Below are 20,880 nucleotides of genomic sequence, written 5' to 3'. Positions count from 1 at the left end.
CGGGCGTGGACGCGAGGCAACTGTGGTTGAGGTTCGAGCCTTACCACGACGTCACGTACTTCACGCCCGAATCCCGCGCGGCGACCGACGCGCTGGGCTGCAAGGGCGGGTGGATGGGGTACTTCGGCATGCGCGCGGCACCTTTGGGCGCCGCGTCGCCGGAGCTCGTGACGGCCGTTTTCTACAACTTCGCGCCACGCATGGTCGCGCGCGCTCTGCCAGACGCGTGGGCGGTCGCCTCACCTTCCTCGTACTTGCGCGTACGACTTGAGGGCGTGGACGGGGCGTTGCGTCGTTTGTTGGGCGACGTCGACACGCCTGAAATACACGAGGCTGCTTCCTTGGCCCGTGAGGCTGCGTTGGCCGCTCCCGTTGCGGGACGTCCGTTGGCGGCCGCGAACCGTGCGTTGCCATGGCCCGTTGAGCCGCATTTGGCGTTGTGGCATGCGTGCACGATCTTGCGTGAGGCCCGCGGAGACGGCCATGTAGCTGCGCTCGTGACCCATGGTGTGGGACCGTGCCAAGCGCTTGCGCTCTACGCGCGTGAGCATTCCCTCGATCCGGCATACATGCGTGCCGCGCGTGGTTGGACTGTCGAGGAGTGGGACGCCGTTGCGGACCTGCCCGGTGACCTCGCCGCGGTGGAGCGCGCGACCGACATGGCCGCCGCCGCACCTTGGGAGGCGTTGGGCGCCGGTCCGACGTCGCGGTTCATCGACTTGATGACACCGCTCGCTCTACGCATCGCTTCGGCCAACGAGGCGATGCGCGTCAACCCGATGGCCCTGGACCCGGTCCGGGAACTAGCCGTGCCAGGATGGAACACGTGACAAGGCCTGATCCTCGCAAGACCGCCGCACTGTCCGCCGCGCTCTCGGGCGCCGTCGATCTCGGTGCCCTGAAGGCGCGCGCCGACGCCGCCCGTCAGGCCGCCGTCGCGCCTCCTGCTTCTCCTGGTGCCGACAACGGCACCGCGCCTTGGATCGTGGATGTCACGGAGGCGTCGTTCCAGGCTGTCGTCGAGCAGTCCCTGCAGGTGCCCGTGGTGGTGCTGCTGGGCGCCTCGTACAGCCCCGAGTCGCAGCAGCTGGCCGCTTCGCTGACCCGTTTCGCCTCGGCTTCCGGCGGCGCGTGGATCCTCGCGCGGGTCGACCTGGAGGCCGCGCCCCGGATCGGCCAGGCGTTCGGCGTCCAGTCCGTGCCGACTGTGGTGGCCGTCGCCGCTGGTCAGCCCATCGACGCTTTCGCCGGGCCGCTCGCCGACGCCGAGCTGTCGGCGTGGATCGCCCGGTTGCTGGACGCGTTGCGGGACCGGCTGCCGGGGATTCGGGCCGGCGAGGCTCGGGCGGGGGAGGTCCCTGGGGCTGTTGAAGAGGAGCCGATCGAGGATCCTCGGATCGTTGCCGCCGAGGAGGCCTTCGAGCGTGGTGACTACGTTGCCGCTCAGGGGTACTACTCGGAGATTCTGGCCTCTGAGCCTGGGAACGAGCTGGCCAAGGAAGGGCTGGCGCAGGCTCGGTTCGCTGAGCGGGCCGAGGGGGTCGACCCCGCGGTGATCGCCAAGGCTGATGCTGCTCCGGAGGACGTTGAGGCTCAGCTCGCGGCTGCTGATGCTCAGGTGGCGTTGCAGCAGGTCGAGGAAGCATTCCGGCGGCTTGTCGACACCGTTCGGCGGGTTTACGGGGATGACCGGGACAAGGTGCGGCAGCACTTGGTCGGGTTGTTCGAGCTGTTCCCCGCCGATGATCCTCGGGTGGCCGCGGCTCGGCGGAACCTGGCTTCCGCGTTGTACTGACGGTCGCGGCTTGGTGGCTGGTCGCCTTGCGTTGGGCGGCCGCCTGTTTCGTAGTTGCGCCGGCGGTGGGGCCCGTCACTCGTGACGGGGCCCCACCGCCGGGCTCGCTTGCTCAGCGAAGGGGTGGACTGCTCGGCTACGCCGTCGCGTTGTCAGGCGGCGGGGACCGCGGCCGCGCTGTCGGTGAAGATCTGGTCCACCGTCAGGCCGTTCGGCGACGGTGCCTGGTTCTTCATGGGCACGCGTCCCTCCGAGCGCATGTCCTCGGACAGACCGGGATCACGTGGCGTCGCGATGGTGCCGTTGTCGATGCCCACTACGCACATGCCGACGGACGTGCAGGCGTACACGGGGCCGTCCGGGCCGTCGTACCAGTGCTGCAGGTAGAAGACGTACTTGCCCTTCGGCAGGCCCGAGGCCACGTCCGAGAGGGTCGTCTCGGGCTGCCGGGAGAACTCCACGACGGCCTTGGCGACGCCGGGCTTGCTCGACTTGTCCACCTGGATCGCCACGTTCGACGTGCGGTGGGCCGGCTTGCCTGGGTCGGTGTACTCCTTGCCCTCCGCGACGCCGTTGATGGTGCCTAGCACCACCAGCTGCGACTGCGAGGCCAGCTGCTCGACGGTTTCCGGTTCGTCCGGCATCGAGCCTTCGACGGTGTGGGCGTTCCAGAAATCAGGGCTGGCGGCCGGTGTCGACGAACATGCGGTGAGCGCCAGTGCGGCGGCGCCCACCAACAACATGGTGCGCATGTGAATCCTCATCAGTAGGCGCCGTTGATGTGGTTCTTGTCGTGCGTGGAGTAGTAGTTGTGGTCAGGGTTTCCGCGCATGCACGAGCGGTTCGGCGTGGTGTACGAGCTGTTCTTGCCCGACGCGTGGCCCAGGCCGACGGTGTGGCCGATCTCGTGGCAGCCGAGCGACTTGTAGTTGCTGTGCGGCACCTTGTTGTTGATCACGAGCTCGTGCTGCTCGCACTTGGCCGCGTTGATGCGCTTGATGCAGCCTGCCCACGCGTAGGCGTTCTTCAGGTCTGCCGGTGGGTTCCAGGTGGAGTACACCCACACGTCGACCTTGGTGGTGTATCTGGCGCTCACGCTCGTCGTCATGTCGGTTGGTGCGAGCGAGTTCTTGCGCGCCCAGTCGACGCCGGACTTCTGTGCCGAGCTCAGGTCGTCGTCGAAGAAGAAGCTGTGTGCCTTGTTGTCCGCGTGCGGGCTGAAGCTGTTGGCGGCTGCCGTCAGTGGCGCTGCTACCAGCAAAACCAGAGCGGAGATCAGCACGGCGAACGTTCGCTGTGTCCCCATGTCACCAGGTTGTCAGTGGCCGCTGACAGATTGGTGACACCGAGCGTTACTTCGGCACCGGACGATCTTCGCCCGAAAGGGTGACATAGCCTGGCGCCGGCAGATCAGTTGAGACGGACAAGGGAACGATGGGCACGGGATTCCACGCCGAACCAGAGGGTTTGAAGCACACGGCGAAGCACGACATCGGCAAGCTCATCGATCACACGCACACCGCCAGAGGCAAGATCGCCCAGACCGAGCAGCTGGACGGCCGGGCGTTCGCCGGGGACGTCGAGGTCTACGAGGCGCACGGCGAGTGGGCCGGCACGCGGTCGATGCTCCTGAACGTGTTCGCCCGGAACGAGGAGAACCTCGAACTGGCGCAGAAGGCCCTCATCGAGGTCGCTGACCGGTACATCGCCGCGGACACCGAGAACCGGAACGCGTTCGGAGGGATCCTGCCGTGAGCTGGGCCGAAGACATGCAGAAGCACGCCGACTACTTCTGCAAGAAGTTCGACGAGCAGGAGGACTGGTTCTTCCCGGACCACCTGGAGAAGAACGCGGGCTACCCGACGGCGAAGGAGGACATCCAGCTCATCTTCGCCAAGTTCGGCCGGTTCATCGACGTCGAGGTGGCGCTGGAGGGCGTGCGCGAGGAGATCTCGTTGCTGTCCAAGGCCGCGGACGACATCGACCAGGACTTCTGCGAGGGCGTGCTCAACGACATCGACCTCTACCTGGAGAACTGGGAAGGCGACGCCGCCGACGGCTTCCGCTCGTACCTGCGCGGCCAGCCGAGCATCGAGGGCGCGCTCGCCCGCAAGCGGGACGTCGTCCGGGCCGCGAAGTACGCGATGCAGGCCTACGAGAAGGCGATCACGAGCTTCCGCGACGACGTGCTGTCCCTCGTCGAGGCCGGGTACAAGGGTGTCGAGGCCGGTGAGATCAGGGACGCCAAGATCATGATCACGCTCGCGTCGGCGGCGGTGTCGATCGGGGTCGCGGCGGCTACCGCCGGTACCGGGGCGGCGTTCATCGCCACGCTCGCGGTCGGTGACGCGCTGCAGACCGGTGCGGCCGGCGTGAACTCGACCGTGCTCGACGCGAGCAGCACGGAGGAGGTCATCGGCACGCTGCCGTGGCAGGGCGAGCCCATCCTGGAGACCGGTCGCCGGCAGATGGAGAAGGTCCGCATGGGATTCCGCGCGGTGGCGGAGAGCATGGCGGGTTCCGGTGTGCCCGAGGTCAACCCGCCGCGGCCGCGCATCGTCACCGACGACAAGTTCAACCCCGACGACTTCCGCCAGGACGGCCGCAAGCCTTCGGGCAAGATCAGTCACGACGACCTGGTGAAGGAGCCGAAGGAAGCGGACAGCGGTCCCGCTCGGCCGGGCCTGTGACGGAGGACGCGCAGGCGCGCGCGGCTCGGCTGCGCGCTCAGGCCGAGGAGGGCATCGCGACGGCCGACCGCCGTCAGAACGCGCGGGAGTGGGCCGAGAAGCAGGTCGCCGCGGTGCGCGGTACGGCGGCGTCCGAGCACGGTGACGTGCGCGCCACCGTGGACCACTCCGGCCTGCTCCTGCGGCTCGAACTGTCGCCCCTCACCAAGCAGGCCAAGCAGGACGACCTGGCGCACGCGATCACCGCGGTCGTGCGCCAGGCGACGGCCGACGCGCGAAACCAGGTGCGCGAGGTGTACGTGCGGCTGCAGAACGAAGGCGTGATCAGGGCGCTGCCGCCGTTCCTGCTGCCTGCACCCGAGACGGGAGCGGTGACGCTGGCGTTGCCCGTGCGCGGCAACTCGCCGTCGAAGCGGGCCGGTGACCACGCCGAAGAGGGACCACCGGACAGCTGGCTCAAGGAAGAACCCTGGTGAACCGCCGGGAAAGCTAGGCGCGGCGCCGTTCCAAAAGGACGGTGTCGCGCCATTCGCCGTGGTGCTGGGCGATCCGCTCGCGCACGCCCACCGTCCGGAACCCCGCTTTGTGGTGCAGCGCGATGCTCGCCCGGTTCTCCGGGAAGATCACCGCCTGCAGGGTCCACAGGCCGTCCGCGTCGGCGGCCGAAACCTGGTGGTGCAGCAGGGTTTTGCCGACCCCCCGGCCCTGGTGCGACGCGCTGACGTAGATCGAGGTCTCGACCACCCCGGCGTAGCACTCGCGAGCCGAGACCGGGGTGGCCGCGGCCCAGCCCGCCGTGCTGCCGTCCACCTCGGCGATCCAGCGGTGGTCCGGCAGCCACTTGGACTCGAGCGTGCGGCGGGACGGGACCTCGGTCTCGAAGGTGGCGTTGCCCGAGGCGATGCCCTCGCCGTAGATGCGGCGGACGTCCGGCCAGTCGGCGGCGGTCATCGGGCGCATCGTCACGCCGGGGACCGGGCGGACCGTGCCGGTGGTCAGGGCGCCCATCACCGCGTCAGCGGCGTGCGGGAGGCCCGTGCAGCAGGCGGGGTTGACCGTGACGAGGGTGGCGGTGCCCTCGCGCTGGACGTGGACGAAGCCGACTTCCGCCAGTTTGCGGACGTGGTGCGAGCAGGTGGACTGGCTCACGCCGAGCAGCGTCGTCAACTCGCCGACGGTCACCGCGCCCGGCGCCGAGGCCACGTGGTGGAGCAGGCGGACGCGGGTCGGGTCGGACAGGGTCGCGAACCAACTGGCGTAGGTCGCGGCTTCATCGGTTAGCACGAGGCAAGTATCGATGCTGGTCGATGGAGGATCAAATCGAGTACTTCTTCACGCAGAGCGAGGAGCCGCGGAAGAAGCCGTCGCCGAACGCCTCCACGCGGGCGAAGCCGGAGGGGACCGCCTTGCCGTTCACGTCGGCGGCGATGAGGCTGTCGTCGGCCAGCAACTCCGCCACGGCCTCGTCCAGATCGCCAGGGGACAGGCGCAGGCCCGCGGCGGGGTCCGGGCGGTTGGTGAGGCCCGCCCAGGCGCCCGTCAGGCAGGCGGTGCGCTGGCCCGCCGCCTCGTCGTCCAGGTCGAAGCCGGTCGCCTGCTGGATGGAGAGGGAGAAGCGGGAGGCGATCACGGCGAACGCCGCGAAGTCGCCGATGCCGCCCTTGGAGCCCTTCTTCGGGGGCGTGCCGATCTTGACCAGGTTCTCCAGGTCCAGCTGGACCTGGTTGACCGCCGGGCAGTAGGAGGCGGGCGACGTGGTCTGGGCGTCGGCGCAGGGGGTGATGCCGCCCTTGTCGAAGGCAGGGAACGCGGCGCCGCTCGACTTGTAGGCGTCGCGCAGCGACTCCTCGAGGGCCTTGAGGTACTTGTCCTCACTGATCTTGGCGTTGCCGCGACCCTGCCCCTGGTCCTTGTCCGAGAGGTCGAAGGTACGTTCGGTGATGCGCTTCTCGATCTCGGCCTCGTTGATCTCGGCGCACCGGGCGGCACCACGGGTGAAGCCGAACTGGAAGGCCGAGACGCGGTCGAACGCGCTGCCGTGGGCGCCTTGCTTCTCGAACGACGTGCCCGCCGAGTCACGGATGAAGAACATCGTCTGCAGGACCTGGTTGAGGCCCTCGCCGGTGGAGAGCTCGAAGTGCTTCGACTTGTTCTCGGCGATCCAGCGCATGAAGACGCCGGTGTAGCAGTCGGCCTGCTGTTCCTTGACGATCGACGGGGTGTTGGCGCCGATGTTCGAGGCCGGGCCGAGCTTGTACTGCACGGCGTGGCCCATCTCGTGGGCGAGGACGGTCACGACGGCCATCGGGCCGAAGGAGTCCTTGAGCATCGGGAGGAGCTCGCCGCGGTCCCAGGTGATGCTGTCGTCGAGGGCGCAGTAGAACGCGTTGGCGACGCCGGTGGTGTTGAGCTTGCAGACCTCGACGCCCTTGCCGTTGGAGTCGTAGGAGATGAATCGCTTGACCGGCTCGAAGGTCTTGCCGGCGAACGACGCGGGGATCTCGTTCTTCCAGAACTCCTGGACGTCGGCGAGGGTGTTGATGGCCAACTGGTCCATCTCGCCGCCGTCACCGTTCTCCACGCTCAAATCCGCGTGCGGCACACCTGCCTTGGGGCCGGACGGGCCGTTGGAGATCTCCAGGCCCGCGACCTTCGTCGGGTCCGGGCGCTCGCCCTTCGGTGAGCCTTCGACCACGGAGGCGCAGGCGGTCAGCGCTGCGGTCGCGGCCAGTGCGACGGCGATTCGTCCGATCCCCATGAGGGCGAACCCTACTAAGTGGTGGTTCTGGGCCGTTCGCCAAGTACCAGGGGCCAAACGTGAAAATGTCTCACCCCCAGGGGTGATTTCAAGACTGCGGGGACTCGTTTTCGTTGTATCACCGATGTTTCGGAGCGCACAGTCCGTCCCTGCAAGCCTTCGGTGTGGAAGGAGTTTGGCGGTATGGGTAGAACGCGCTGGGCACGGTTCGTCGGGGTGCTCGGTATGGGTGCCGTGGGTGCTGGTGTCCTCCTCTTCGGCATGTCCCAGGGAGCGCTGGCCGCCTCGTTCGCGGTGTCCGGCACGAGCTTCAAGGTGGGCGCGTCCAACTTGAAGGGCCAGGGTTTCGTCCAGTTCGGCGGTATTGACGCGAGCGCGAACGGGCAGGCGCACGTCGTCGCGGTCAGCGGCTTCAAGTCCGCCACGCTCGACAAGTTCTGCCAGTCGGTGTTCGTGCCCGCCATGCCGATCGTCGGTGACGTGACGATGCGCATCACCGCGGCTGACGTCGGCGGTATGTCGGCGGACAACCTGGTCGTCGGTCTGACCGACCTCAACGGTGACCTGGTGCTCGCCAACCCCGAGATCGGCATCGACGCGAGCAAGGTGACCAAGGGGCCGCCGAACCTCAGGGGTCTGCCGGGTTCGTTCGGTCTGCAGGCTGACTCGGCGACGATCGCCAACCTGCAGCAGACGGCCTGGTCCACCACGGCTCAGACGATCAGGTTCACGGGCATGAGCCTGACCATTCGCCAGGGGAAGCAAGAGTGCTTCTGAGGTTCTGGCGAGCCTTCACCGCGTGGCGACGTGGCCGGCCCTTCTGGGCCGGCCTGTTCGTGGCTGGAGGCGCATTCATCATCCTGGTTCCGCCGTACGCCAACCTGAAGCTCGGCGACATGGTCGTCTCGATCCAGACGCTCGGCGGCGTGTCCGCGCTGCTGATCGGCTCGTTGCTGGCGATCTGCGCGGTGTCGTTGTGGGTGGCGCCCAAGTTCCGGCTCGCGGCGGGCATCGTCACGGTGCTGCTGTCGCTGGTCGCGCTCGTCGTGACCAACCTCGGCGGGTTCCTCGTCGGCACCATCCTGAGCCTCCTCGGCGGGGCGCTCGCGGTGGCGTGGACGAACGAGCCCAAGGAACCGAAGAAGGCGAAGCGCGAGCACAGCGCGGAGCTCGAACCGGAATCCGGTTCTGAATCCGAGCCGGGCCCTGAGCAGACCCAGAGGGTTCAACCCACATGATGCGAACACAGCCGATGGCCGCGGTCGCCATGGTCGCGGTACTGGCGCTGCAACCGCCGTCGAGCTCCGAGCCGGAGCCCCCGGCGAGCAGCAGCTCACCGGCTCCGACGACGACGAGCTCCGAGCCACCACCTGTTTCGAGCACGAGCGCCACTCCGCCGCCGGTGTCCTCATCCGTGCCGACTCCTCCGTCGAGCACGGTGCCGCCTTCGACGACGCCGGCGCCCCCGCCACCGGCCCCTGCCCCGGTGGCGGCGGGAGGGCGGGAGTGGACCCTGACGGCGTCCCGGCTGGAGCTCGGCGGGCTGAACTACGTCGGGGTCGTCGACTCGGTGGTGAACGGCCAGGTCATCAAGGTCCTGAAGTTCACGACGAGCGACATGAAGATCAGGGACCTGGTGCAGTCGGCCGACGCCTCGCCGGGGTACAAGATCGTCACTGCGGCGCGTGCGGGCAGCACCTCCACGGTGAACCGGACGAGGCTCCCCGGCCAGCCGGAACCGCCGCCGCTGATCCAGCTGTTCACGGTGCAGCTCAAGGGCAACCTGGACATCCTCGGCATCAAGATCCCGGTCGACTACACGGCCGCGCACCCTCCGCCCCTGGACGTGCCGTTCGCGACGTTCACCGACGTCACGGTGCGCAACACGGATCTGATCGGTGGCAACCTGACCATTCCGGGCGCGCGCATCTCCGTCGTGTCCGACCAGGCACCGGTCGACCGACGTTGATGAGGGGAGCTTTCCCAAACCTCAGGTTTGGGAAAGCTCCCCTCATCAACGTCTGGCTGCGGGTCAGAGCCCGCACTTCTTCGGGCCCTCGAACACGCCCTCGCGGAACCGGGCCACCCGCTCGAACCCCGGATCCACCGCGTCCTCGCCCTTCGCGTCACGGGCCGCGTAGTCGAAGCGCAGCAGCACGGTCACGGCCTCGTCGAAGTCACCCGGCGAGAGCCCGAACCCGTCCTGGCGCTGGAACACCGCGCCCGTGTAGGCGCCGGCCAGGCACAGCGCGGCGGCGGAGGCCTGCTCACCCTCGGTCGGCTTGCCCTGCGCGGCGAGCTCGGCCATCGCGTACCTGGTCGCGATCAACGTGCCGGTCGCGTAGTCGCCGAGTTCCTTGTGCAGGGCCGGTAGCTCGTCCCTGGTGTCGATCTTGATCGTCTTGTCCGCCGGGCAGTACGCGACGGGACCCTGGTCGCCGGAGCAGTTCGGTTCGGACGGCGAGCCCTCGGCCTTGGGCGACGGCCAGGTCTTGCCGGACGCCGTGGCCAGGCCCTTGAAGTAACCGTCGAGATCCGGCGTCACCGACTCGAGCATCACCGCGAACTCCAGGTTGCCGCCGCTCGCACGGTCCTTGACCGTGGTGAACGCGCGCTGCGTGAACTGGCGGTTCTGGACCGTCATCGCGGCGCAGAACTTGGCACCCTGCTCGTAACCGTCCTGGAACGCCGCCACGCGGTCGAACGCGCTGCCGTGCGCCTGCTCGTCCTCCGGGGAGGTGCCGACCGGGTCGCGGAACGAGATCAGCGCGCCCAGGGCCTTGTCCAGGGCGTCCGTGCCGATGTCGAGGCGCCCGGACTTGCCGTCGGTGACGTTGCGGACGAACGAGCCCGCGAAGCAGTCGGCCTGGGCCTCGGTGAGGATCGTCGGGTACTTCTCCGGCTCGCGGCGCTCGGCCTCCGGCGTGATGCCCATCCGGTTCTGCACCGCGTGGCCGATCTCGTGCGCCAGCACCACGACCACCGCGGCCTCGCCGAAGCGGTCCTGCAGCACCGGCAGCAGCGACGCGCGGTCCCAGGCGATCGCGTCGGCGGCCGGGCAGTAGAACGCGTTGCCCTCCACGTCCGCGGCCTTCTGCGTGCACGGTGGGGGCTTCGCCGTGGCGTCCGCGGTGTCGACGGAGTAGTAGCCGCCGCTCAGCTGCTTCCACGGCTTGTTGAACGTCTGCTGGAACGACTCCTGCCAGAACTCGTCGATGTCCGTCAGAGCGGTCGCGGCCAGCTTGTCGATCGGGCCGTTGTCCGAGCCGCGCACCTGGACGGTCTGGGTGGAGGCCTCCTTCTTCACCACCTTGGCGGCACGCGGGCGCCCTGGGATCTCGGCGGTGCAGCCCACCGCCAGCAGGGCCGTGGCGACGATCAGCGCGATGCTCCGGTGCCGCATGGACCCATTGTGCCTGCCGGTCGGCTTGAGGGGCGTCCTACTCGTCGAACTCAAGCGCATACAGAAGCCAACGTGCGGCGGGCTGATCAGGTTCACCGGGCCGGAGTCCGCCGATCGACTTACATTTCCACGTGTGCGCGAATTGCTGTTCGCGGCGGTGCTCCTTCTCGGTCCTCCCAGCGGGGCCGATCCGACGATGCCCGGTTGCACCGGAGGCATCGCGCCGGACCCGCGGGGCAGCGTGATCACCGGTCCCGGCACCGTGCACACCAACGTCGAGGCGGTCCCCGGCGGCGTCTACGACCTGTCCGTCTGGGCGGGCAGCAGGAAGCCGGGGCCGACGACCGCGACCGGGCTGCGGTTCGTCGACGGCGACGGCGTTCAGACCGGACGGACCTACGCCCGCCGGCCACTGCAGAACCAGCCGAAGCGCTACAACAGCTACGGCATGATCGCGCCGCCGGACGCCACCGCGGCGCAGTTCTTCGCGACCACGACCACGGAGATCCACTGGGACTGCGTGTTCCTCAGGGTGTCCGCCTACGAGGTCGACCTCGAAGCGGCCGAGGACACCCTGAAGGTCACCGTCACCAACACCGGCAGCGAACCGCTGACCAGCCTGAAGCTCACCGTCACCGGGTGCGCGGACTTCCCGCCGTTCGCCCTGGAGGACCAGGTCGTGCGCACCTGTGCGGGAAGCCCGCCGGCCACCGCGACGGTGTCCGGCGCGCTCTACTGGAACGGAGCGCTGCCGGACAGGTCAGAGAGTCTCGACCTCGGTCACGGGATCGGGCACCAGCCACAGCACACCGGCCGGCGGTAGCTGCAACAACGCGGAGTGCGGACGCCCGTGCCACGGCTTGGCCTCGGTCTCCACCCCGCCGAGGTTGCCCACGCCCGAACCGCCGTAATGCGAGGCGTCGGTGTTCACGAGCTCCTTCCACCGACCGGCCGTCGGCAGCCCGACGCGGTAGTCGTGGTGCGGCATCCCGGCGAAGTTCGCCACGCAGACCAGCTGCGCCCCGTCCTCACCGACCCGCAGGAACGACAGCACGTTGCCACCGGAGTCGTTCGCGTCGATCCACTGGAAGCCCTCGGGCGTCACGTCGTGCGAGAACAACGCCGCCGCCGACCTGTACACCGAGTTCAGGTCGCGCATCAGCGACTGGATGCCCTGGTGCAACGGCTCCTGCTCGACCAGGTGCCAGTCGAGCGAACGGGACTCCGACCACTCCTGCCGCTGCCCGAACTCGCCACCCATGAACAGCAGCTGCTTGCCCGGATGCGCCCACATGAACGCCAGCAGCGACCGCACGCCCGCGGCCTTGTTCCAGTCGTCGCCCGGCATCCGGCCCCACAGCGAGCCCTTGCCGTGCACCACCTCGTCGTGCGAGAGCGGCAGCACGAAGTTCTCACTCCACGCGTACACCAGCGAGAACGTCATCTCGTTGTGGTGGAACGACCGGTGGATCGGCTCACGTGACAGGTAGTGCAGCGTGTCGTGCATCCAGCCCATGTTCCACTTGAACCCGAACCCGAGCCCGCCCAGGTGCGTCGGCCGCGTCACGCCCGGCCACGCGGTGGACTCCTCGGCGATCATCACGACACCGGGGTGCCGCCGGTACACCGTCGCGTTCAGCTCCTGCAGGAACCGCACCGCGTCCAGGTTCTCCCGGCCGCCGTACTCGTTCGGCAGCCACTGGCCCTCAGGACGTGAGTAGTCGAGGTAGAGCATCGACGCCACGGCGTCCACGCGCAGACCGTCGAGGTGGAACTCCTCGATCCAGTACAGCGCGTTCGCCACCAGGAAGTTGCGGACCTCGTTGCGCCCGAAGTCGAAGACGTACGTGCCCCAGTCGAGCTGCTCACCGCGCCGCGGGTCGGCGTGCTCGTACAGCGGCGTGCCGTCGAACTTCGCGAGCGCCCAGGCGTCCTTCGGGAAGTGCGCCGGCACCCAGTCGACCAGCACGCCGATGCCGCGCTGGTGCAACGTGTCCACGAAGAACCGGAAGTCGTCCGGCGACCCGAACCGCGAGGTCGGCGCGTAGTACGAGGTGACCTGATAACCCCACGAACCGCCGAACGGGTGCTCGGCGACGGGCAGCATCTCGACGTGCGTGAAACCCATGTCCTCGCAGTAGTCCGCGAGCTCGGTCGCGAGCTCCCGGTAGCCGAGACCGGGCTTCCACGAGCCGAGATGCACCTCGTAGATCGACATCGGCGCGTTCGCCCACTGCGTGGCCTCGCGCCGCGCCTCCCACTCCGCGTCCTGCCACTGGTACTCGGACCGCGTGACGACCGAGGCGGTCTGCGGCGGGACCTCCGTCGCGAACGCCATCGGGTCGGCCTTCTCGTGCCACACGCCGTCCTGGCCGAGAATGCGGAACTTGTACCGCGACCCCACCACGACGTTCGGCAGGAACACTTCCCACACACCGCTGGAGCCCATGGAGCGCAACGGGTTCGCGCGTCCGTCCCAGCCGTCGAAGTCACCCGTCACGCGCACGCCGCGCGCGTTCGGTGCCCACACCGCGAACGAGACACCGGTGACGTCACCGGAAGCCGTTTCATAGCTTCGGACATGCGCGCCCAGCACGTCCCACAGCCGTTCGTGCCTGCCCTCACCGATGAGGTGAAGGTCCAGCTCGCCCACGGTCGGCAGCCACCGGTACGGGTCGTCGACCTCGACCGCCGGCCCGCCGTTGTACTTGACCAGCAACCGGTAGTCGCCGGGCACCTCGGGCAGCTCGCCCTCGAAGAGCGCGTCGGCGATGCGTGGCAGCTCGACCTGCTTGTCACCCCACGCCACGGCGACCGAGGTCGCGCCGGGCCGCAGCGCCCGCGCGATCACCTGGTCGCCGACGGTGTGCACACCCAGCACCGAGTGCGGGTCGTGGTGCGCACCTGACAGAAGCCGGTCCAGATCGGCCTTCACGTTCTACTCGCCTCCGCTGGTCATCCGGGCGATCGACGACAGCGGAACCGTCAACCACTCCGGCCTGTTGGCGTGCTCGTAAGCGACCTCGTAGACCGCCTTGTCCAGCTCGAACGCGCGCAGCAGGTGCGCGTTGTCCCGCGGATCGGCCGCCACCTCGGCGTACCCGTCGCAGAACGCCGCCCGGTTGCGCTTCGTCCACTCCATCGCGCGGTAGGCGAGCTGGTCGTCGTCGGGCTGCCCGACGAGCAACTGCCGCGCCGCGTAGTCGAACGACCTCAGCATCCCCGCCACGTCGCGCAACGGCGACCGCTGCGCGTTGCGCTCGGCGACGCCCGCAGCCGGCTCGCCCTCGAAGTCGATCAGCAGCCAGCCGTGCACGGTCCGCAGCACCTGACCGAGGTGCAGGTCGCCGTGGATGTGCTGGATCGGGATCTTCCCGATGTGCTGCCTGGCCTCCTCGAACGTGGCGCGCAACGGCGTCTCGTAGCGGGTCAGCTCCGGCACCGCCTCCAGCACGGTGTCCAGGCGGCGTTGCATGCCCGCGATGGCGTGCTCGATCGCGTCGTCGTCGGCCATCCGCGTCCCGAACGCCTCGGCGAGATCCGCGTGCACCTTCGCCACGGCGTGGCCGAGCCGTTGCGCCTCACCGGCGAAGTCGCCACCGACCTCGAACGCGTGCAGGTCGGCCTCGGCCATCAGGTCGCGCACCGAGGTCTTGGCCATGTCCCAGCCCTCGACCGCGTCCGGCAGGAACTCCTGCAGCATCGCGAGCGTGACCTGGTCGCCGTCGAGCTCGGTCGAGATCGACCCGAGCGGCAGCGCGATGTGCTCGCAGCCGACGGACCGCAACCCCCGGTGCATCACCAGGTCGCGGTTCTCGCCGCGGGCGAGCTTGCGGAAGATCTTCAGGATGTACTGCTGGCCGTAGATCAGCGACGTGTTGGACTGCTCGACGCCGATCGGCCTGCCGCGCAACGACGTGCGCAGCTCGACCCCCTGCTCGTGCGCGAACGTGATGCCGTTGACGCGTTCGCCGGTGGCGATCTTGGCCAGCAGCGCGCCGTTGCGCTCCGGATCGGCCGTGGCGTCGAAGCCCTCGGAGTGTTCGCTGAGGAGCAACTGGTACTCCTCGGTGCGGCCGGGCTGCTCGACTTCGACGATCACGTGCACCAGGTCGTCGGCCAGCGGTGTCGTCCGCAGTGGACGGACGGCGTTGATCGGGCGGTCCTTGCCGCCGAACCAGCGCAGCGTGGGCAGCACGTCGGGCAGGGTGGTGACCAGCTTGTCGGTGAGCTCGTCGGGGTCGATCACGCGCGATTCACCTCATCTCGCTGTCGTCGCCCGCCTCTACCAGCTGGAACCAGTAGAAACCGTGACCGGGAAGGGTCAACAGGTAGGGGAGTTCCCCGATCGCGGGGAATTTGACACCTCCGGTGAGTTCCAGCGGCGTGTAGTCGCGGTGCTCGGAGAGGTCCAGCTCGACGGGTTGCGGGAAGCGGGACAGGTTGTTCACGCAGAGCACGATGTCCTCGCGCCCGTCCGGCCGCTTCCACATCCGCTTGTACGCGAGCACGCTGGGGTTCGAGCCGCCCAGTTCGCTGAAGTCGCCCTCGGCGAACGCGTGGTGCTGCTTGCGCACCTCGATCATGTGCCTGGTCCAGTTGAGCAGCGACGACGAGCTGTTGAGCTGCGCCTCGACGTTCAGGCCCTGGTAGCCGTACACCGGGTCCATGATCACGGGCAGGTAGATCCGGCCGGGATCACAGCTGCTGAAGCCCGCGTTGCGGTCCGGGGTCCACTGCATCGGCGTGCGCACGGCGTCGCGGTCGGCGAGCCAGATGTTGTCGCCCATGCCGATCTCGTCGCCGTAGTACAGGACGGGCGAACCGGGCAGCGACAGCAGCAGCGCGGTGAACAGCTCGTGCTGGTTGCGGTCGTTCTCGAGCAGTGGGGCGAGCCGTCGGCGGATGCCGATGTTCGCCTTCATCCGCGGGTCCTTGGCGTACTCCGCGTACATGTAGTCGCGCTCTTCGTCGCTGACCATCTCGAGCGTCAGCTCGTCGTGGTTGCGCAGGAAGATGCCCCACTGGGCGTTCTCCGGGATCGCCGGCGTCTGCGCCAGGATCTCCGAGATCGGGAACCGCGACTCGCGCCGCACCGCCATGAAGATGCGCGGCATCAGCGGGAAGTGGAACGCCATGTGGCACTCGTCGCCGCCGACGGCCGGGTCGCCGAAGTACTCGACCACGTCCGACGGCCACTGGTTCGCCTCAGCGAGCAGCACGCGGCCGGGGAACTCGTCGTCGACGACCTTGCGGCACTTCTTCAGGAACTCGTGCGTGCGCGGCAGGTTCTCGCAGATCGTGCCTTCCTCTTCGAAGAGGTACGGCACGGCGTCGAGGCGGAACCCGTCGATGCCGAGGTCGAGCCAGAACCGCAGGATGTCGAGCATCGCCTCCTGCACTTCCGGGTTCTCGTAGTTGAGGTCCGGCTGGTGCGAGAAGAAGCGGTGCCAGAAGAACTGTCCGCGCACCGGGTCGTACGTCCAGTTCGACGACTCCGTGTCGACGAAGATGATCCGCGCGTCGCTGTAGCGCGAGTCGTCGTCGCTCCAGACGTAGTAGTCGCCGTACGGGCCCGTCGGGTCCTGTCGGGACTGCTGGAACCACGGGTGCGCGTCGCTGGTGTGGTTGAGCACCAGGTCGGTGATCACGCGGATCCCGCGCCGGTGCGCCTCCTCCAGCAGGTACACGAAGTCCTCGACGGTGCCGAACTCCGGCAGCACGGCGCGGAAGTCGCTGATGTCGTACCCGCCGTCGCGCAGCGGCGAGGCGTAGAACGGCGGCAGCCAGAGGCAGTCGACGCCGAGCCACTCCAGGTAGTCGAGGCGGGAGGCGAGTCCTCTGAGGTCACCCGTGCCGTCGCCGTTGGAGTCGCTGAACGCGCGGACCAGGACCTCGTAGAAGACAGCGCCTTTGAACCAGCTCGGGTTCGCCGACGCCGGTTTGGCTGACTTGAAGTCCTCGGCCTGGGGTTCGACGAGCATGCCTTGGGCGTCGATGGCCTCACCGGTGTGCGGGACGCCTTCCAGCCCTAGCGCCGCGTCCGGACGGGTGTCTTCGTTCATGATCTCCCACCTCGTCGGGGGTGTCGTGGTTGTCCATGGGGGGCACATTCATGGACCTCACGTCCATGAATGTGCCCCCCATGGATCAGCTGAAGCGGCGTTGCAGGCTCACGACGTGCGCGGTGGCACGCCAGGGCTCGAGGCGGACGTAGTTGGCTTGACCCCAGTCCCAGGTCTCGCCGGTGACCTCGTCGTGCGCGATCACGCGCTCGTGCCAGTCGAACCCGAGCGCGGGCAGGTCGAGGTACAGCGTCCCCTCCTGCGCGTTGTGCGGGTCGAGGCTGACGACCACCACTACGGTGTCGCCCGTCTCCGGGTCGCGTTTGGAGAAGGCGACCAACGCGTCGTTCTCGATGTGCTGGAACTTCAGCGTGCGCATCTGCTGGAGCGCGGGATGCGCCTTGCGGATGTGGTTCAGCTTGCGCAGCCACGGTTCCAACGACCGTCCGTCCGCGAGAGCGCGGGCGTAGTCGCGGGGCCGCAGCTGGTACTTCTCGGAGTTGAGGTACTCCTCGCTGCCGGGCTTCACGGCTTCGTGCTCGAACAGCTCGTAGCCGCTGTACACGCCCCACGTGGGGGACAGCGTCGCCGCGAGTGCCGCGCGGAGCCCGAACATGCCGGGACCGCCGTGCTGCAGCGACTCGTGCAGGATGTCCGGCGTGTTCACGAAGAGGTTCGGCCGCGCCTCGTTCCAGTGGTCGCGGAGGTCCTCACCGAACTCGATCAGCTCCTGCTTGCCGGTCCGCCACGTGAAGTACGTGTAGGACTGGGTGAAGCCGAGCTTGGCCAGGCCGTAGAGCCGGGCCGGGCGGGTGAAGGCCTCGGACAGGAACAGCGTGTCCGGGTAGACCTCCTTGACCTTCCAGATCAGCCACTGCCAGAAGTCCGGCGGCTTGGTGTGCGGGTTGTCGACCCGGAAGATCCGGACCCCGTGTTCGGCCCAGTGCAGGACCACGCGCAGCACCTCGTGGTAGAGGCCCTGCGGGTCGAGGTCGAAGTTGATCGGGTAGATGTCCTGGTACTTCTTGGGCGGGTTCTCCGCGTACGCGATCGTGCCGTCGGGCCGGGTGGTGAACCACTCCGGGTGCTTGAGCACCCACGGGTGATCCGGCGCGCACTGCAGGGCGAAGTCGAGCGCAACTTCGAGGCCGAGCTCGTGGGCCCGCTCGACGAGCGCGTCGAAGTCCTCGATCGTGCCGAGCTCCGGCGCGATGGCGTCGTGCCCGCCCTCGTCCGCGCCGATGGCCCACGGCGAACCGCAGTCCTCGGGGCCCGCGACGAGAGTGTTGTTGGGGCCCTTCCGGTTCACCCGTCCGACCGGGTGGATCGGCGGGAAGTAGACGACGTCGAAGCCCATCGCCGCGACCCGGTCGAGCTCCTTGGCCGCCGTGGCGAACGTGCCGTGCACCGCCTGGCCGGTCTCGTCGATCCCGCCGGTGCTGCGCGGGAAGAACTCGTACCAGGAACCGAACGCGGCCTTCTTGCGGTCGCACCAGATCTTGTGCGTCTTGCCCTTGGTGATCAGCTCGCGCACCGGGTGTTCGAACATGATCTTCTGGACGTCGTCGGCGAGTGCCGGCGCGACGCGTTCGTGCAACGGCCGGTCTTCGTCGCGAAGTGCTTCCGCCGCAGACGTGAGGAGTGCTCGCTCTTGCCTTCGATCGGGTCGCCTTGCCACCCGATCGAGTAGCAGTGCGCCGAGTTCGAGATCGTTTGCGAGATCGCCGGGACCCTGCCCGGCCGCGATCTTCACCTCAACGGCGTGGTTCCAGGTGCCCCAGGGGTCACTCCACGCGTCGATCCGGAAAGTCCACGAGCCTTCCGCGTCCGGAACGATGGTCGCGCCCCAGCGATCGAGGCCGATGCCGACCTCGTGCATTCTCGTCTGCCTGGCGACTCGGTCGTCCGGTCCGCGCCACGTGACTGTCGCCGCGAGTTTGTCGTGCCCCTCGCGCCACACCGTCGCTTCCACCGGAATGTGTTCTCCCACAACGGCTTTGGCTGGATACCTACCAGCCGACACCACCGGGGATACGTCGTCGATACCGAGTCGTCCACTCATCCGGCAGCGCCCTTCCGCCGTGTCGCTCCGCGTCGCTCGCAATCCTGCCTTGCTCGATCAAGCCGTCCTACAGCGGGTTACCCCATCTGGATCCGTACCCATCCGTTGTCGATCGCACACCTTGAGCCGCTCTTGTGTCCAGAGCAACTCGACATCACCTTGACCACGCGTCCTCTCTCCAGTGGACCGTTCCCAGGTAACTCACATCGTTACGAAGGGGCTACAGGTAGCCTCCCGCGCGTGAACAAGCTTGGCGACCGCTACGTCCTGCTCGACCAGCTCGGTGCCGGTGCGATGGGCGTCGTGTGGCGTGCACGCGACGAGCTCCTGCACCGGGACGTCGCGGTCAAGCAGATGTTGCTGAACGACGTGCAGCCGCACGAGGCCCACGAGGCCGTTCAGCGCGCGATGAGGGAAGGGCGCATCGCCGCGCGCCTGCAGCACCCGAACGCGATCGCCGTGTACGACGTCGTGCTCGACAACGGCAAGCCTTGTCTGGTCATGGAGTACCTGCCGTCCAAGAACCTCTCCGCGATCTTGAGCGAACGCGGCCCGATGCCTCCCCAGGAAGCAGCCCGGATCGGCTCTTTGGCGGCAGGCGCGCTGGCCGCCGCGCACGAGGCGGGCATCGTGCACCGCGACATCAAGCCGGCCAACGTCCTCATTGGACGTGACGGCGCCGTCAAGATCACCGACTTCGGCATCTCGCGCGCTCTCGGCGACGTCGCGGTGACCAAGACCGGCATGCTCGCCGGCACCCCCGCCTACCTCGCGCCCGAACTGGCCCGCGGCGCCGACCCCGCGCCGCCCTCGGACGTGTTCTCGCTCGGCGCGACGATCTACGCGCTGACCGAGGGCGAACCGCCGTTCGGCAAGAGCACCAACGACCTGGGTCTGCTCTACAAGGTCGCCCGCGGCGAGACCCGCCCGCCGACGCGCTCGGGCCCGTTGACCGGATTGTTGGTGCGGATGCTCTCCAACGAGCCGTCGCAACGCCCCACCGCCGTGCAGGCGGCGCAGGAGCTGAAGGCGATCGCGTCCGGCGCCGTCTCCACGGCGACGCGGGTGATCCCGCCCGGCCCGCCGCCCCGCTCCGGCACCGCCGTGATGCCGTCCACCGGACCCGGCACCCAGGGCCCGCGCTCGCTGCCGCCGCAGGGCCCGCCACCGCGCACTCGCCCGCCCGCACCGTTGCCGGAGCCCGAGTACGAACCCGAGCCCGAGCGCAAGAGCAACCGGGGGCTCGCGATCGCCGCCGCGGTGCTCGGCGTGCTGCTGATCGCCGGCATCGCCTACGCGATCGTCCAGAGCGGCAAGGCCGGAACCACCGCGGACGGCCCCTCGTCGACCCCGATCACCCCGTCCGAGACGGCGGTGACGACCTCCGAGAAGCCGGCCACCAACACCCCCGCGCCTCAGACGCAGACCAAGCCGCCGCAGACCAAGCCGAGCCAGCCCCCGTCGTCCGCACCGCCCGCCACCAGGTTCTCGAAGGCCCAGGTCACCCAGTTCGTGCAGCGGCACTACGCGAAGCTGCCGAAGGACGTCGAGGGGGCCCTCGGCGACTGGGATCCGAACGCCGTCCCCAGCCCGAACTCGGAAAAGGAGTACTGGAGCGGCTACACCAAGGTCGCGATCCAGGGAGCCCCGCTGGTGGTGGCGTCCGACGACGGCACCTTCACGGTCACGACGGCCCTGCAGCTGACCGAGGCGGAGACCGACAAGACCACCACCGAGGAGCACGTGCTCAAGATCTCCGGCAAGGGCGAGAAGCTGCTCATCGTGGCGGAGGAGCGGGGCTGACGCCGTGCAGACACTTGCCGACCGGTACGTCCTGCTCGAGCGCCTCGGCAACGGCGCGATGGGCGTCGTGTGGCGCGCACGCGACGAGCTGCTGCACCGTGAGGTGGCGATCAAGCAGCTCCTGCTGCCCGACCTGCAGCCGAGCCAGGTCGAGGAGGCCTGCCGGCGGGCGATGCGGGAGGGCAGGATCGCCGCCCGGCTGCAGCACCCGAACGCCATCGGGGTCTTCGACGTCGTGATCGAGGACGGCAAACCGTGTCTGGTGACGGAGTACCTGCCGTCCCGCAGCCTGTCGGACACGGCG

Annotated in this window: 19 protein-coding genes and 1 pseudogene; 11 read left to right on the top strand and 9 right to left on the bottom strand. The window is 68.5% G+C overall.

Annotated features, from left to right (window positions below):
• Positions 1–5: 5 nt before the first annotated feature.
• Entirely contained in the window at positions 6–830 is an 825-nt protein-coding gene (locus G7043_RS02990) for an SCO6745 family protein (RefSeq protein WP_166043580.1), read from the top strand.
• Entirely contained in the window at positions 827–1,795 is a 969-nt protein-coding gene (locus G7043_RS02985) for a tetratricopeptide repeat protein (protein ID WP_313887681.1), read from the top strand. Before G7043_RS02990 ends, G7043_RS02985 begins: the two co-directional genes overlap by 4 nt.
• Before the next feature lie 152 nt (positions 1,796–1,947).
• On the opposite strand, the gene G7043_RS02980 is transcribed toward G7043_RS02985, so the two are convergent.
• On the bottom strand, positions 1,948–2,547 hold the full coding sequence (locus tag G7043_RS02980; protein ID WP_166043576.1) for a hypothetical protein: 600 nt from the start codon (positions 2,545–2,547) through the stop codon (positions 1,948–1,950).
• A gap of 11 nt (positions 2,548–2,558) precedes the next feature.
• Positions 2,559–3,101: a hypothetical protein gene (locus tag G7043_RS02975; protein ID WP_207310531.1), complete on the bottom strand. Its 543-nt coding sequence runs from the start codon at positions 3,099–3,101 to the stop codon at positions 2,559–2,561.
• Between the two features lie 128 nt (positions 3,102–3,229).
• Between G7043_RS02975 and G7043_RS02970 the strand changes: the two genes are divergently transcribed.
• Genes G7043_RS02970 through G7043_RS02960 form a run of 3 tightly spaced genes read left to right on the top strand, consistent with a single transcriptional unit; the run spans position 3,230 to position 4,961 of the window.
• Complete coding sequence (locus G7043_RS02970; RefSeq protein WP_166043574.1) at positions 3,230–3,550, top strand: hypothetical protein; 321 nt, start codon at positions 3,230–3,232, stop codon at positions 3,548–3,550.
• Positions 3,547–4,485, top strand: coding sequence for a hypothetical protein (locus G7043_RS02965; RefSeq protein WP_166043572.1), 939 nt, complete (start codon positions 3,547–3,549; stop codon positions 4,483–4,485). The genes G7043_RS02970 and G7043_RS02965 overlap by 4 nt, the downstream gene beginning before the upstream one ends.
• A complete protein-coding gene (locus G7043_RS02960) occupies positions 4,482–4,961 on the top strand; it encodes a YbaB/EbfC family nucleoid-associated protein (protein WP_166043570.1) in 480 nt (159 codons plus the stop codon). Before G7043_RS02965 ends, G7043_RS02960 begins: the two co-directional genes overlap by 4 nt.
• 13 nt (positions 4,962–4,974) lie before the next feature.
• Here the strand turns inward: G7043_RS02960 and G7043_RS02955 are convergent, their stop codons facing one another.
• Positions 4,975–5,769, bottom strand: a complete 795-nt coding sequence (locus G7043_RS02955; protein WP_313887680.1) for a helix-turn-helix domain-containing GNAT family N-acetyltransferase — start codon at positions 5,767–5,769, stop codon at positions 4,975–4,977.
• Positions 5,770–5,800: 31 nt separating this feature from the next.
• Entirely contained in the window at positions 5,801–7,243 is a 1,443-nt protein-coding gene (locus tag G7043_RS02950; protein ID WP_166043568.1) for a neutral zinc metallopeptidase, read from the bottom strand.
• Positions 7,244–7,426: 183 nt separating this feature from the next.
• Between G7043_RS02950 and G7043_RS02945 the strand changes: the two genes are divergently transcribed.
• Genes G7043_RS02945 through G7043_RS02935 form a run of 3 tightly spaced genes read left to right on the top strand, consistent with a single transcriptional unit; the run spans position 7,427 to position 9,212 of the window.
• A complete protein-coding gene (locus G7043_RS02945; protein WP_166043566.1) occupies positions 7,427–8,020 on the top strand; it encodes a DUF6230 family protein in 594 nt (197 codons plus the stop codon).
• Positions 8,011–8,481 (top strand): DUF6114 domain-containing protein, encoded by a 471-nt coding sequence (locus tag G7043_RS02940; protein ID WP_166043564.1) that lies wholly within the window; start codon positions 8,011–8,013, stop codon positions 8,479–8,481. Before G7043_RS02945 ends, G7043_RS02940 begins: the two co-directional genes overlap by 10 nt.
• Positions 8,478–9,212: a hypothetical protein gene (locus G7043_RS02935; RefSeq protein WP_166043561.1), complete on the top strand. Its 735-nt coding sequence runs from the start codon at positions 8,478–8,480 to the stop codon at positions 9,210–9,212. The genes G7043_RS02940 and G7043_RS02935 overlap by 4 nt, the downstream gene beginning before the upstream one ends.
• Positions 9,213–9,275: 63 nt before the next feature.
• On the opposite strand, the gene G7043_RS02930 is transcribed toward G7043_RS02935, so the two are convergent.
• A complete protein-coding gene (locus tag G7043_RS02930; protein WP_166043560.1) occupies positions 9,276–10,646 on the bottom strand; it encodes a neutral zinc metallopeptidase in 1,371 nt (456 codons plus the stop codon).
• Positions 10,647–10,779: 133 nt separating this feature from the next.
• On the opposite strand from G7043_RS02930, the gene G7043_RS02925 reads away from it, so the two are divergent.
• Entirely contained in the window at positions 10,780–11,469 is a 690-nt protein-coding gene (locus G7043_RS02925) for a DUF7850 domain-containing protein (protein WP_166043557.1), read from the top strand.
• Here G7043_RS02925 and glgB read toward each other — a convergent pair.
• From glgB to G7043_RS02905, 4 genes are all read right to left on the bottom strand, one after another.
• Positions 11,407–13,581 (bottom strand): 1,4-alpha-glucan branching protein GlgB, encoded by a 2,175-nt coding sequence (gene glgB / locus G7043_RS02920; protein WP_166043554.1) that lies wholly within the window; start codon positions 13,579–13,581, stop codon positions 11,407–11,409. The genes G7043_RS02925 and glgB overlap by 63 nt on opposite strands.
• A 3-nt stretch (positions 13,582–13,584) precedes the next feature.
• The gene (locus tag G7043_RS02915; RefSeq protein WP_166043552.1) at positions 13,585–14,895 is read right to left on the bottom strand and encodes a maltokinase N-terminal cap-like domain-containing protein; all 1,311 of its coding nucleotides are present in this window, start codon (positions 14,893–14,895) and stop codon (positions 13,585–13,587) included.
• Positions 14,896–14,902: 7 nt separating this feature from the next.
• Entirely contained in the window at positions 14,903–16,711 is a 1,809-nt protein-coding gene (gene treS, locus G7043_RS02910; RefSeq protein ID WP_166043550.1) for a maltose alpha-D-glucosyltransferase, read from the bottom strand.
• An 85-nt stretch (positions 16,712–16,796) separates the two neighbouring features.
• Positions 16,797–18,773, bottom strand: coding sequence for an alpha-1,4-glucan--maltose-1-phosphate maltosyltransferase (locus tag G7043_RS02905; RefSeq protein WP_166043548.1), 1,977 nt, complete (start codon positions 18,771–18,773; stop codon positions 16,797–16,799).
• 240 nt (positions 18,774–19,013) lie between these two features.
• Here G7043_RS02905 and G7043_RS47490 point away from each other — a divergent pair, with 240 nt between their 5' ends.
• Positions 19,014–20,576 carry a serine/threonine-protein kinase gene (locus G7043_RS47490; RefSeq protein ID WP_313887679.1) on the top strand — a complete coding sequence of 521 codons (1,563 nt, stop codon included), beginning with the start codon at positions 19,014–19,016 and terminating at the stop codon, positions 20,574–20,576.
• A 58-nt stretch (positions 20,577–20,634) separates the two neighbouring features.
• Positions 20,635–20,817, top strand: a pseudogene (locus G7043_RS50320) (serine/threonine-protein kinase); the annotation flags it as partial.
• Positions 20,818–20,880 lie beyond the last annotated feature (63 nt).

The sequence above is a fragment of the Lentzea alba genome (genome assembly GCF_011067745.1).
GTDB lineage: Bacteria > Actinomycetota > Actinomycetes > Mycobacteriales > Pseudonocardiaceae > Lentzea > Lentzea alba.
This window is presented reverse-complemented; position numbering and strand designations above follow the sequence as displayed.

Coding starts and splice junctions, on each gene's coding strand:
- G7043_RS02980 (WP_166043576.1), bottom strand. CDS start 2,547: ATGCGCACCATGTTGTTGGTGGGCGCCGCCGCACTGGCGCTCACCGCA.
- G7043_RS02975 (WP_207310531.1), bottom strand. CDS start 3,101: ATGGGGACACAGCGAACGTTCGCCGTGCTGATCTCCGCTCTGGTTTTG.
- G7043_RS02970 (WP_166043574.1), top strand. CDS start 3,230: ATGGGCACGGGATTCCACGCCGAACCAGAGGGTTTGAAGCACACGGCG.
- G7043_RS02950 (WP_166043568.1), bottom strand. CDS start 7,243: ATGGGGATCGGACGAATCGCCGTCGCACTGGCCGCGACCGCAGCGCTG.
- G7043_RS02945 (WP_166043566.1), top strand. CDS start 7,427: ATGGGTAGAACGCGCTGGGCACGGTTCGTCGGGGTGCTCGGTATGGGT.
- G7043_RS02935 (WP_166043561.1), top strand. CDS start 8,478: ATGATGCGAACACAGCCGATGGCCGCGGTCGCCATGGTCGCGGTACTG.
- G7043_RS02930 (WP_166043560.1), bottom strand. CDS start 10,646: ATGCGGCACCGGAGCATCGCGCTGATCGTCGCCACGGCCCTGCTGGCG.
- treS (WP_166043550.1), bottom strand. CDS start 16,711: ATGAACGAAGACACCCGTCCGGACGCGGCGCTAGGGCTGGAAGGCGTC.
- G7043_RS02905 (WP_166043548.1), bottom strand. CDS start 18,773: ATGAGTGGACGACTCGGTATCGACGACGTATCCCCGGTGGTGTCGGCT.